We start from the raw sequence: 13,481 nt of genomic DNA on the forward strand, positions 1-13,481 counted from the left end.
CATCATTAGCATCTATGCTTAACTCTACATCTACTATTTTTACAATGGATATATATAAGCAATATATCAATAAAAATGCAAGTGATAAAGCAACAGTAAATATGGGTAGAATTTCAGCAGGAGTTGCTTTGATAATTGCTTGTATAATGGCACCATTATTAGGAGGAATTGATCAGGCATTTCAATTTATACAAGAATACACAGGCGTTGTTAGTCCGGGTATTTTAGCGGTATTTATGTTAGGACTATTCTGGAAAAAAACAACAAACAAAGGAGCTATTGTAGGTGCTTTAGCTTCAATTCCTATAGCAATGTATTTTAAGGTAGCACCGAAAGGATGGTCAACAAGTTCATTTTTTGTAGATGTTCCTTTTATGGATCAAATGGGATATACTTTTATTTTGACTATGATAGTGATTGCAATGGTTAGTTATTTCCAACATAAAGGAGCGGATGATGCAAAAGGAATTCCGTTAACAAAAGAGTTGTTTAAAACCAGTCCGAAGTTTAACATAGGAGCTTTTGCTGTTATGATTATTTTGGTAGCTCTTTATGCTGCTTTCTGGAAATAAAGAAATTAGTAAAATAAATAAAAAAACCTGTTTAAAACTTTTTAAACAGGTTTTTTATCTAAAACTCCACCTATTATAGTTGCTTGATTTTTCAAGTTTGTTTTCAATATCATCAGGAAGTTCGGAAAAAAAATCAACACCTGTTAGTTCTTCAATAGCATCAATGCTTGTTACAAATTTGTAAAGCGGTTTATTGGATTCTTCGTGTGGAAATAAAAAAGCAATGGTTTTAACTTCCGGCTCTTTATAATCTAAAATAATTTTATAAAAATAGTTAGGAACAGCTACTTTTTCAGTTCCTATAGTTTTTAAACCGTTGGTTAAAATACCGCCGGTAACAACATATAATTTATCATATTTTGTAGCCCAATAACGTACTTTTTGTTCTAATCGATTCCAAATACCTGCATTAAACTCGTATAGTTGAGGCGATACATTTGAGGTTAAAAAAGTCTCATTATAAGCTTGTTTTGAAAATCTTCTATCACCGGCAGGACATAAATGCCCTTTATTATATCCTGAATTTTTATAATTTTTGTAATGAGCGCTTTGAGTTTTAACTTTCAAATCTTTTTCAAAAAAAGGTCTTTTAATATCCGAATTTGAAATGTGTTCTTTTAGTAAGTTATACGCAACCCATTCCGCTTGTTCATATTTTTCGTTATAAGAAAGCGTATAATAATTATGCTGTACTATTTGGCCAGTTGTTGAAGTAGGTAAATAATTTATTGAGGTATTTACTGAAGTTTTTTTACCAATGTTTTTTAAATCTTCTAACGAATAATTGTCGTATAGAAAAAAACCAACAGTAAGTAGTACTGAAAAAAAGATGTAAATATTTCTTCTATTCCTCACTTTTTAATGGTATTTCTTTAAAATTATGGGTTTTTGGCAAATCTTCAAAAATCGATAAAAATTTTTGAGGAGGTGCAGTAAGTTTTCGCTTAACTAAATCAATCCAAGCTCCATAAACTTTAATTTCAGCAGAAAGTTTACCTTTTTCATTAAAAATTTGATGATTAAAACGCCAACGTTCAATTCCTTTAGAAGCACCTTCGAGTTCCATTTTGACCGTAATATTTTCACCAATATGAATTTCTTTATAAAAAGAGGTTTCTTCTTTAAATAAAATAGGGCCAATATTAAGTTTTGCAAATTCATTGATAGACAGACCGTGTTCTTGAAAATAACGAACTCTAACTTCGGCAGCATAATCATTGTATGCAGTGTGTCTCATGTGTCTATTTGGGTCAAAATCTGACCATTTTGTTTTAAAAATAACTTCGAAATTCATAGTTTAATTTAATTTTTAACATCTAAAGCATCACGCAAAGCATTTCCTATAAGCATAAAAGCCATCACTAACAGCATGATTGCTATACCCGGAATAATTGCTAAATACGCTTTGCCTAAAATTATATAACTGTAATGATCTTTAATCATAGCACCCCATGAAGGAATTGGCGGTTGAGCACCAATACCTAAAAAACTTAATCCGCTTTCAATTAAAATTGCCGAAGCAAAATTAGCTGCTGAAATTACAATAACAGGTGCTATAATATTGGGTAAAATATGTTTAAAGATAATCCTAAAATTTGAAAATCCTAAGGCTTTTGCTGCTTCAACATATTGCATTTCTTTGGCGCTCATAATTTGACCTCGAACAACTCGAGCAACTTCAACCCACATGGTCAATCCAACAGCAATAAAAACTTGCCAAAAACCTTTTCCCAAAGCTAAAGTAATTGCAATAACCAAAAGTAAAGTAGGTATAGACCATGTAATATTGATAAGCCACATAATAAACGCATCAGTTTTCCCTCCAAAATAGCCTGCAATTGCTCCAATTATAATGCCTACCACCAATGAAATAAAAACAGCGATAAAACCTATAAAGAAAGAAATTCGAGTGCCAACTATCATTCTGCTTAATAAATCTCTTCCATACCTGTCAGTTCCAAGATAAAAGGTTTTAGTTTTAATGAATTTACGAACATCATTATTTTGAAATAGTGAGAGAGGATATTTTTTTGTTAAACTTTCAGAAGTACTTTCAGTATAAGTTTGAATAATTAAATAATCATTTAAAATTTTATAACTAGAAATAGGTATTTCAGTATGTTGATTTTTGTTACCAAATAATAACTTGTTAAAAAAGGATTGATTTAATTTTTTTTCTGAAGGAATTGTAAGCATTTGTACTTTAAATCCGGGTTTTTTTGAATGAATTTCCAAGTGCATTTGATTTGCATTACTGCTATTGTCAGGTGCTAAAGCGTATGAAAAAACAGCTATAAAACCACAAAAAACAATAAACCAAAAACTAAGCACTCCAGTAGTATTTTTTTTAAACTTCTGGAGTGCAAGTGATGTTAAAGAGTTAGCGTTAGTTTTCAATAGCTTTACTTTACTGTTGTAAAGTTACAATTTTAAACATTTAATTTTTAACCAAATGATATTCTGGTTTTATTTTTAATTGACTAACAACATTTAAAGCCTCTTCTATATATATATCTTTCTTTAAATTTTTATGCCAAGCCTCTCTTTTTTCAGCTAAATCTTTATCTTCATTTAAAAGAGGTATTTCATAAAGTGGCGAAGAGAAAGTTAAATTAGTAGTATACTCATTAATTGATTTAAATTTTAATGATTCCTTTTGATGACTTTCTAAATCCTTCTTGTAGGCTTCAAAATTCAGATATATTGAAGTATCATCTTGAGATTCTTTTAACCATTTAGCGTTAGTATCAATTAATTTAAAATATTCATTATTGGCAATTCTTTTTTTGCTGTCGTTAATTACTGTATCAAAATTTTCGTAATTATTCCATAATGTATAGGTTGCTTCGGGTACTTTATCAAACTCTAAAGGATTTTCTAAATCACGTTCACCAATTGGCATATAACTAAATCTATCCGGTAACATTATGTCAGATTTTACACCTTCCAATTGCGTAGAACCACCGTTAATTCTATAAAACTTTTGAATAGTCATTTTTAATGCACCAATATCTTCATTTAGGTTGTGATGTCTATTTAGGTCGTAAACAGTTTGCACTGTACCTTTACCATACGTTTGTTTGCCTCCGATAATTACAGCTCTTTTATAATCTTGCATTGCAGCAGCAAAAATTTCTGAAGCCGAAGCAGATAATTCATTAACTAAAATAACTAAAGGACCATCCCATTGAATTTTAGGATCTTTATCTTTTTTTATACTTGGCTCAGAATCTCTGTATTTTACTTGTACAATAGGGCCTTTATTAATAAATAAGCCGCTTATTTCAATGGCTGTTTGTAAAGATCCTCCACCGTTATCTCTTAAATCTATAACCAAACCTTCAACATTTTCTTTTTTCAATCGCTCAATTTCTAAAGCCATATCAGTTGTAGAGTTTCTATAATTTTTTTCATCAAAATCAATATAAAACTTTGGTAAATTAATTACACCGAAAGTTTTTCCATCTTTTTTAACTACACTCGATTTTACAAAAGTTTCTTCCAACTCAACAACATCGCGTATAATTGAAATTACTTTTATAGTTCCGTCAACTTTTTTTATAGTAAGTTTTACTTCTGTACCTTTTTTTCCTTTAATATATTCAATGGCATCATCTAGGCGCATACCTACAATATCCAAAGGTTCTTCATCTCCTTGTGCAACTTTTAAAATTAAATCGCCTACTTCTAATTCACCTGCTTTCCATGCCGGACCTCCGGATATTAATTCTACTACCTTTGTATAGTCGTTTTTCTTTTGAAGTCTAGCACCTATACCTTCTAATTTCCCTGCCATAGAAATATCAAAACGTTTTTTTACACTTGGATCGAAATAGGTTGTATGAGGGTCAAACTCTTCAGAGATACAATTTATAAATGTAGAAAACCAATCAGAATAAGTAAGTTCATCAATACGTTCGTAAAGATCATTCATGCTGGTTAAAGTTGCTTCTCTCGATTCTTTTTCAAGAACTTTGAATGATTTTTTCTCGTAAGTACTATCTTCTTTTTTCTTATCTTCCTCATCATTTAATTTATCATATAAACGAGAAAGTGTATTAAACTTTAATTGTTTATTCCATGTTTTTAAAAGTTCATTTTTGTTTTTGGCATATGCCGTATTCTCGTAATCAACATTTAAAGTATCATTAAGATCAAAATCAAATTTATGAGCTAAAATTTCTTTATAATATGCCTTAGATTCTTCGGTTCTTAGTTTTAAACGTTCGTAAACAAAAAAGAAAAAAGTTAGATCTTCATTATTAATTTGATCGTCAATTAAATCTTTATATATAGAAAACTCATCAATATCAGATTGTAAAAAATAACGTTTTGAAGGATCTATACTTTCTATAAACTTAGTATATACTTTTTCAGAAAAAGCATCATCAATTTCTTTTGGCTGATAGTGTCCTTGTGTTAAAACATACTTTAATATTGTTAACAGAACCTTATCTTTAGGGTCTGTTTCGGTATGTGCTACAGAGTGGAAACTAGTAATTAAGCCTAAAACAAAAAGAATAGGCAATACAAATTTAAATTTTCTAATCATCGTCTTTCAAGTCAATAGTTATGTTTAATATAAACCACCAAAATAATGCCATTATTATAGCTGGTTGCCTAAATTAATCTTTTTTATACATTTTACTAAGAAAACACGTATAAATTAAACTTTAATGTTGGTTTAAATATAATTTTCTTTTGCATATTAAAAATTAATAATACAATATTAGCTATTTATATTATCAATGTTACTTTACAAAATGTTAAAGTTTAATTGATTGTAACCAGATAAAATATAGTAGTTTTGTTATTTAATTTTTAATTATATGGATAATAGACCTTTAATTTTAGTTACTAATGATGATGGTATAACAGCACCCGGTATTAGAAATTTAATTTCTGTAATGAATGAGATTGGAGATGTGGTGGTAGTTGCACCAGATGGTCCGCAGAGTGGTATGGGACACGCGGTAACAATTGATGAAACTTTGTATTGCAGCAAAATAAAAATTGATGATGGGCCACAAAAAGAATATAAATCTTCCGGTACACCGGCAGATTGTGTAAAGTTGGCAGTTAGCCAAATATTAGATCGCAGACCCGATTTATGTGTTTCGGGTGTTAATCATGGTTCAAATTCATCAATCAATGTAATTTATTCCGGAACTATGAGTGCTGCTGTTGAAGCCGGAGTTGAAGGAATTCCCGCTATCGGTTTCTCGTTACTGGATTATTCTTGGAATGCCAATTTTGAACCATTAAAAGAACATATAAAATTAATTGCACTTAATGTTTTGGAAAATGGTTTGCCAGATGGTGTTGTTTTAAATGTAAACTTTCCTAAAAGTGAAGAATTTAATGGAATTAAAATTTGCAGACAAGCAAGAGCTAATTGGGTAGAAGAATTTGAGAAAAGAACCAATCCAAGAGGTAGAGATTATTATTGGTTAACCGGTAAGTTTGTAAATATGGATAAAGGTGAAGATACCGATGAGTGGGCTTTAGCTCATAACTACATTTCAATAGTACCTGTTCAATTTGATTTAACTGCACATCACTTTATTCAGAAATTAAATAGCTGGAATTTGTAACTTTACAGTTATTGTTTACTATTTATGAAGAAGGAATTATTTATAGGTTTTTTTGTAGCCTTAATAGCAACTTCTTTCGGCTGTTTTATTTTTATAGAATTCTTTTCAAAGTACGATTTTTATAAAAGTATTGAGTTAATAAAGGAAGGTGGTTTAATAGGTAAAGTATTGGTATTAGGTGCTATTGCCAATTTTTTTGTTTTCTTTGTTTTTTTGAAAAAGAAACAAATTTACAGAGCAAGAGGTGTTATGATAGAAACTTTTTTAATAGCTTTAATAGTCTTATTTTTAACCTTATTTTCAAAGTAAATTTTTAAAATGAAGTATTACATTATTTCTGGAGAAGCTTCGGGTGATTTGCATGGCTCTAATTTAATGAAAGCATTAATTGAAAAAGATAAAAATGCTGAAATTAGATTTTGGGGAGGCGATTTAATGCAAAAAGTTGGCGGTACAATGGTAAAACATTATCGTGATTTGGCATTTATGGGCTTTGCTGAAGTTTTAATGAATATACGTACAATTTTAAACAATATTAAACTTTGTAAAAAGGATATACTTCAATTTAAACCGGATGTTTTGATTTTGATAGATTATCCCGGTTTTAATATGAGAATTGCCGAATTAGCTAAAAAACAAGGCATAAAGGTTCATTATTATATTTCTCCACAAATTTGGGCTTGGAAAGAAAATCGTATAAAAAAAATAAAAAAGGATGTTGATTTTATGTATGTGATTTTGCCTTTTGAAAAAGATTTTTACGAGAAAAAACATAATTTTCCTGTTCATTTTGTTGGACATCCGCTAATTGATGCCATTTCAAATAGAAAACAGGTTGATGAACATACTTTTAGAGAAAAGTATGGACTATCTAATAAACCGATTATAGCTTTATTACCGGGAAGTAGAAAGCAAGAAATAAAAAAAATGCTTTCGGTAATGCTTAAAATGGCCGATAAATTTGAGGGTTATCAATTTGTAATTGCCGGTGCTCCAAGTCAGGATTATGATTTTTACCTGCAATTTATAAATAAGGATAATGTTAAGTTTATCAGCAATAAAACGTATGATTTATTATCCGTTTCGTATGCTGCTATTGTAACTTCCGGTACTGCAACTTTAGAAACGGCTATTTTTAAAATTCCTGAAATTGTTTGTTATAAAACAAGTTGGATATCCTATCAAATTGGTAAAAATTTAATTGATTTAAAATTTATTTCACTGGTTAATTTAATTATGAATAAGGAAGTTGTAAAAGAGCTTATTCAAAACGATTTTAATGAAATTAACTTAGAAAAAGAACTTAAAAGAATTTTGAAAGGCTACCAACGTGCAGTTATGTTTTTAGACTATTACGATTTGGAACAAAAACTTGGAGGTAAAGGCGCTTCTGAAAAAACTGCCGAGTTAATTATAAAACAAAACTCTGAAATAAATTAATATCCCAGAGTTTTAAATATATGTAATTTAGATGATTCTATTTACAAATTTCTTCTAGTGTATCTTCAATATCACCGGGTGTACTCATAATTTTCATAAAAGTACCCATGGTTAGTTCCGGCCAATGTAAAGCAATTCTATATTTTCCATGAAGCATGGTGGCTTTAGTTCCTTGTAAAATAATTTCGTAAGGCATAGCAGCCACATGGTCCTCTCCAATAATTGGTAAAAAATGAGCTTCTCCATCTTCTTTATTTTGTAAACCAACTCCAAAAACAGCTACTTTTTCATTTTCGTAAGTTAATTTATAAACTAGTAAGGTATTTCCTTTTTTACTGTTTAAATTAGCTTCAATAGTTTTTAATCCTTCTTCAAATGATGAAAATTCATTAAGTACAACAGGATCAGTAAAATAAGGCATCATTATTTTGTAATGATAGGTTTTTAATTTATCAGCTTTAACTGTTCCTCCAAATTGTGAAAATTCACTTCCAACTGCCGATAAAGCAGTTTTTAAATCGGAACTAACTTTACTTAGTGTGCTTTTATATAAGTTATAATTATCACCCAAATATGCTCTAAAAATATACTCTGGATTTGTATATGAAATTGTTACTTTTCCATCTTTTTGTACTAACCCAACTTTTAACACAGCTGCTAAAGCACCTCTGTCAGTTACTTTTATAACAGTATTTTTTAAACTAGCTTTTGTAAATGTTATTACTTTTAAACTGCTTTTGTTTGAAGGATTATAAGTACCTAAAATAGTAAATGAATTACTTTTTAAAGCATTGATTACATTATCACTAATCTGTTGAATGCTTTCGGAAGATTCACCAACTTTTATGTAGGGTGATAATGATATATTTTGGGCAAAAGAACCCACAAAAAATAACAATACTATACTGCTTAAAATTAGATTTTTCATGTTTTTATAATTTATAAGAAGTCAAAATTACCTTATATTAAAGTGGCCTATACTGATATAAATCATTATGTAACTTTAGTTACAAAAAAAGAATTTCGTAAAAGGAAAAACTGCTGTTTTTTTAAAATTAAACTGCTGAATAAAATAATTTTAGTAGTTTTATCGAGCTATGATAAAGTTAGTAAGGTTTGTACCAATTCAACTCACATTCCTATTAATTACAGGGATTTTGATTGGTTTTTATTTTCCTATTCCTCCCATTTATTTAGTTCAAATTTATGGAGCTTTTATCGTTTTTTTTGGTGTAATTTACTTCCGCTCTAATAAACAATTCAATCCTTCATACTTATTTTCTGTAACCGCTTTAGTTTTTTCAGTTTTAATAGGAATTGGAGCAATAACGTTTAAAAATCAACTTAACAATAAAAAACACTATGCTAACTATCATTTATTTTCAAAAACTGATGCTGTTAATTCAATTATTTTAATTAAAAAAGAGTTAAAGCCAACTTTATTTCATCATAAATATGAAGGGAAAGTTCTGCAATTTGAAAATGAAAAAACAATTGGAAAAATAATTGTGAATATTGAAAAAGACAGTTTACAATCTTTGATTACAGTTGGAGATCGAATTTTAGCCAAAGCAGCATTTATTGAAATTAAGAGACCTGCAAATCCGTATTCATTTAATTACAAGCAATATTTAGAAAATCAACAAATTCACCATCAGATTGTTCTTAAAAAAGGATATTTTTTGAAGTTGATGCCGTCTAAAACTTCTATTAATTTAATAGCAGAAAAATTTAGAAATAAAGTAAATGTTGCTCTAAAAAATAATGGTTTTACTGCTAATGAATTGGCAGTTGTTAATGCTTTATTATTAGGACAAAGACAACAAATTACGGATGATTTAATGGAAAGTTATGTTGATGCCGGAGCCATACATATTTTAGCAGTTTCTGGGTTACATATAGGAATTATTTTATTGTTTTTAACGTTTATTTTTAAGCCGTTTCATTATTTTAAAAACGGGAAATTAATAGCATCTCTTTTAATTATCTTATTTTTATGGATGTATGCAATTATTGCAGGTTTATCGGCTTCGGTTGTTAGAGCAGTAACCATGTTTACTGCTGTTGCTATTGGAATGTATTTAAACAAACCTTCAAATATTTATAATACATTATTTATTTCAATGTTCTTTTTATTATTATTTAATCCTTATTATTTATTTGAAGTAGGTTTTCAATTAAGTTATTTGGCCGTTTTTTCAATTGTTTGGATTCAACCTAAGTTATATAATTTATGGAGTTCTAAATTTTGGTTAATAGACAAATTTTGGCAATTGTTTACGGTTTCAATTGCTGCACAAATAGGAATTTTACCTTTGAGTTTGTACTATTTTCATCAATTTCCGGGATTATTTTTTCTTTCAAATTTAATGATAATACCATTTTTAGGTTTAATTTTAATAGCCGGAATTATAACTATACTATTAGCTCTTTTACATATTTTACCTCAATTTTTAAGTGAATCTTACATTTTTGTGATACAGAAAATGAACAATTTTGTTAGTTGGATTTCAAATCAGGAGCAATTTGTAATTCAATATATTTCTTTCTCATTTTTACTGATGATTGCCGTTTATTTATTTGTGTTTGTAGTATTAAAATGGTTTGAAAAAAGGCTTTTTTACAGAATAATTTGGGTGTTAATTTCAATACTCATAATACAGTTTGTTCTTATTTATGAGAAATACAAACTGCAATCTACCAACGAATTTATTGTTTTTAATAAAAATAAACAATCAATAATAGCTTCTAGATCAGGTGATAAATTAACAATTTATTCTTCCATAGATTCTTTAAAAAGAGATGAAAACCCTATAAAATCTTATATAATTGGTTCTGGAATTGGAAAGAATTTTAATATCGGAAAAGAAGAAAATGTATATAAATTTAATAAAGAAATTATTTTAGTAATTGATAGTTTAGGGATTTATAACTTAAAATCTATACAACCAACAGTTATACTTTTACAACAATCACCTAAAATAAATTTAGAACGATTGTTGAAATTGCATAATCCTAAATTGGTTATAGCCGATGGTTCTAATTATAAAAGTTATATAAATAGATGGAAACAAAGTTGTATAAAAAATAAAACTCCTTTTTACAGTACTATGCAAAAAGGAGCTTATATATTTGAATAAGTTTATTTTTTAATTTGTTGATAAATTTAGCCCAGTTTCAGGATTGGTTTCTCTAAATTCATGTTTAAAATTTGCAATATAATCTTCCCAAGCTTCTTTAGTTGTAACACTTTTATAGGTGTCATCTTTAAATAAATTTAGAAAAATTTCTAATTGTTGTGGGCTTTGGTATCCTGGAATTGGACCTAATAAATTAGCTTCTTCATCTAAAAAGATAATAGTTGGATAAGCTCTTACTCCAAAATATGAAGATAATTGATGCGGGCTGTTTCTACCTGTTTTATTTGGATCAAAATTTGGGTTTGTAAAAGTATTCCCTTTAAAATTTATAGTTTCATTTCCTTCAGCATTAAATTTTACTGCATAATAGTTTTTATTGATATATTCTGCAACATCTTTATTTTGAAAAGTATTTTTTTCAAGCATTTTACATGGTCCACACCAAGTAGTAAAAGCATCAATAATAATTTTTTTTGGTTTATTGTTTTGAGCTATTACCGCTTCTTCTAAAGTCATCCAATTTATTTCCTGTGCACTTATTGAAAGTGTAAAAAGTGTAAGTGCTACTATTAGTGTTTTTCTCAATTTTCTAATTTTTTAATTCTTAATGATATGTTTTTTTGAAACAAGAATGTTGCCAAAAATACAAAGTTTTCTCTAATTTGCTAAAAGTATGACTGTTAACATCAAAATTTAACATTTTTTTATGTAACGCCATGCATTAATTTTTTTAGTACAGGAGTTAAAAGTAAGGCAATAACACCTATAGCCATTGGGACAAACGTAAATATTAAAAAGAAAGTTGAAATATCATATTTTACTGTGATATCATCAATCATTTCACCCATTTTACCAGATGTTTTATTCCCAATTGCCAATGCTAAATACCATACTCCAAACATAAAAGCAATCATTCTTGGAGGTACCAATTTGCTAACATAAGAGAGACCAACAGGAGAAACGCAGAGCTCACCCAAAGTATGGAACAGATAGGCTAGTATTAACCAAGCCATACTAACTGATGCTGTTTTAGCTCCTTGAGGAATGCCTGAAGCTCCATAAGCTAAAAAAGCAAATCCAATACCCAAGAAAAAGAGACCAATAGCGTATTTAGAAGCAGGATTTGGATTGTATTTACTTTCCCACCATTTAGAAAATAGTGGTGCAAATGCTATGATAAATAATGAATTTAAAATTAAGAACCACGTTGCAGGAATTTGAATTTCATTTTCCTTTTTTCTGAGAACATTTGCTGTAATTATTGTTGAGATTGATGCTGCTTTTTCTTCAGGCAGATATTTGAAGTTTACACCTTTTTTATCAATATCAATTATAGAAATTTTATCGTTTTTAATAAATTCTGTTGATGCTCTAATTACGGTAGTTTTTTCACCTAAAACTGCACCTTCAGGTAATTCAGATTTGTTTATTACAGCAAATTCTTTTGTGCTTTCTTCACCTTTATCATTGGTTGATGTTATTTGATACGTTGGGTAAGATATTTCATAAGAATATGTGTTGAAGTTATTGTTAATTTTCCATATTACAATTCCCCAAATAAGTACAAAACTAAATCCTAAAATCATATTAGAAATCAGGTATTTTTTAAAAGTTTGTTTAAAAAGTAAAAACAAAACCCATGTAATAATAGCTATTGGAACTACGGTTATAATAACATCAATTACATTAAAGATTAATGCCGAATTACCTGATAAAATTCTGTTGGTATAATCTTTAGCGAAAATACTCATAGAACCTCCGGCTTGCTCAAAAGATGTCCAAAAGAAAATGATAAAAAAGGCAAAAAATACAACGGCAATCATTTTATCACGAGTAATTTTACTGTACCTCACAATTCTTGAGGCTAGTAGATAAACAAACAGAAGTAGTGTGCCTATTATAGTATGATTTGAGAAATCAAAATCGCCAATACTAAGGATATTAAAATTTGCAATTTTAGAAAGAGGATCGTTTATAATCCATGTTAAACCTGCTATAGCAATAACAGCTATAATAGTTTTATCAATAATTGTAAAAGGATTTAGTTTATCTTCAATTTTAGTGTGGTCGTCAGTTTCAATAGTTTTGTCTTCAACATTTGGTTTTTTACCAACATCACCAAAAATACTCTGTGCAAAAGTAAATTGCAGTAAACCTAAAAGCATAAATATACCGGCCAATCCAAATCCCCAACTCCAACCTAAAATTTCACCTAAATAACCACAAAGCATAATTCCTAAAAAAGCACCTGCATTTACACCCATATAAAATATAGTATAAGCACCATCTTTTTTCTCCGGAAAATCTTTGTAAAGAATTGAAATTAATGAAGTCATGTTAGGTTTAAAAAAGCCTGTTCCAATTACTAATAGCCCTAAGCCTAAGTACAAAAAAAACGGGTTAGATTCAATAGCCATACTGGCATGACCAAAGGTCATAACCAAAGCGCCAATTATAATAGCTTTTCTATTGCCTAAATATCTATCGGCTAAAGTTCCTCCAATAATTGGTGTTAAATATAAAAGAGCTAAATAAGTTCCGTATAAGGCTAAAGCATTTTCTCTGGGCCAATCCCAACCACCTAAACCTAATGAGCTTACTAAAAATAGTACCAATAATGCTCGCATTCCGTAAAATGAAAAGCGTTCCCACATTTCAGTAAAAAATAATACAAAAAGCCCAGCCGGATGTCCTAAGACCTGTGTTTTAAAAAAATCGTTTGAAGTTGTGTTCAT

The 13,481-nt window shown here is 28.9% G+C and carries 11 protein-coding genes and 1 pseudogene; 5 read left to right on the top strand and 7 right to left on the bottom strand.

Annotated elements, in window-relative coordinates; genetic code table 11:
• Window positions 1-572 (top strand): annotated as a pseudogene (locus HGB55_RS11940) (sodium/glucose cotransporter); the annotation flags it as partial.
• A gap of 54 nt (window positions 573-626) precedes the next feature.
• Here the strand turns inward: HGB55_RS11940 and HGB55_RS11945 are convergent.
• From HGB55_RS11945 to HGB55_RS11960, 4 genes are read right to left on the bottom strand one after another with little or no spacing between them, the layout of a single operon-like run.
• Entirely contained in the window at window positions 627-1,427 is an 801-nt protein-coding gene (locus tag HGB55_RS11945) for a DNA/RNA non-specific endonuclease (protein ID WP_168817132.1), read from the bottom strand.
• Complete coding sequence (locus HGB55_RS11950) at window positions 1,417-1,866, bottom strand: thioesterase family protein (RefSeq protein WP_168817133.1); 450 nt, start codon at window positions 1,864-1,866, stop codon at window positions 1,417-1,419. Before HGB55_RS11950 ends, HGB55_RS11945 begins: the two co-directional genes overlap by 11 nt.
• Before the next feature lie 8 nt (window positions 1,867-1,874).
• Window positions 1,875-2,969, bottom strand: a complete 1,095-nt coding sequence (locus HGB55_RS11955) for an ABC transporter permease (protein ID WP_168817134.1) — start codon at window positions 2,967-2,969, stop codon at window positions 1,875-1,877.
• 40 nt (window positions 2,970-3,009) lie between these two features.
• Window positions 3,010-5,124: a carboxy terminal-processing peptidase gene (locus HGB55_RS11960; RefSeq protein ID WP_168817135.1), complete on the bottom strand. Its 2,115-nt coding sequence runs from the start codon at window positions 5,122-5,124 to the stop codon at window positions 3,010-3,012.
• A 277-nt stretch (window positions 5,125-5,401) separates the two neighbouring features.
• Here HGB55_RS11960 and surE point away from each other — a divergent pair, with 277 nt between their 5' ends.
• From surE to lpxB, 3 genes are read left to right on the top strand one after another with little or no spacing between them, the layout of a single operon-like run.
• On the top strand, window positions 5,402-6,166 hold the full coding sequence (gene surE / locus HGB55_RS11965; protein ID WP_168817136.1) for a 5'/3'-nucleotidase SurE: 765 nt from the start codon (window positions 5,402-5,404) through the stop codon (window positions 6,164-6,166).
• A 24-nt stretch (window positions 6,167-6,190) separates the two neighbouring features.
• Window positions 6,191-6,475: a hypothetical protein gene (locus HGB55_RS11970; protein WP_168817137.1), complete on the top strand. Its 285-nt coding sequence runs from the start codon at window positions 6,191-6,193 to the stop codon at window positions 6,473-6,475.
• A gap of 9 nt (window positions 6,476-6,484) precedes the next feature.
• Window positions 6,485-7,606 (top strand): lipid-A-disaccharide synthase, encoded by a 1,122-nt coding sequence (lpxB, locus tag HGB55_RS11975; RefSeq protein ID WP_168817138.1) that lies wholly within the window; start codon window positions 6,485-6,487, stop codon window positions 7,604-7,606.
• Between the two features lie 37 nt (window positions 7,607-7,643).
• On the opposite strand, the gene HGB55_RS11980 is transcribed toward lpxB, so the two are convergent.
• Window positions 7,644-8,534 carry a hypothetical protein gene (locus HGB55_RS11980; protein WP_168817139.1) on the bottom strand — a complete coding sequence of 297 codons (891 nt, stop codon included), beginning with the start codon at window positions 8,532-8,534 and terminating at the stop codon, window positions 7,644-7,646.
• A 169-nt stretch (window positions 8,535-8,703) separates the two neighbouring features.
• Here HGB55_RS11980 and HGB55_RS11985 point away from each other — a divergent pair, with 169 nt between their 5' ends.
• Window positions 8,704-10,746 carry a ComEC/Rec2 family competence protein gene (locus tag HGB55_RS11985; protein WP_168817140.1) on the top strand — a complete coding sequence of 681 codons (2,043 nt, stop codon included), beginning with the start codon at window positions 8,704-8,706 and terminating at the stop codon, window positions 10,744-10,746.
• A 9-nt stretch (window positions 10,747-10,755) separates the two neighbouring features.
• Here HGB55_RS11985 and HGB55_RS11990 read toward each other — a convergent pair whose 3' ends face one another.
• Both HGB55_RS11990 and HGB55_RS11995 read right to left on the bottom strand, forming a co-directional pair.
• Entirely contained in the window at window positions 10,756-11,331 is a 576-nt protein-coding gene (locus tag HGB55_RS11990) for a thioredoxin fold domain-containing protein (RefSeq protein WP_168817141.1), read from the bottom strand.
• 119 nt (window positions 11,332-11,450) lie between these two features.
• A complete protein-coding gene (locus HGB55_RS11995; protein WP_168817142.1) occupies window positions 11,451-13,481 on the bottom strand; it encodes a peptide MFS transporter in 2,031 nt (676 codons plus the stop codon).

Source organism: Lutibacter sp. B1, from assembly GCF_012524075.1.
Lineage (GTDB): Bacteria > Bacteroidota > Bacteroidia > Flavobacteriales > Flavobacteriaceae > Lutibacter.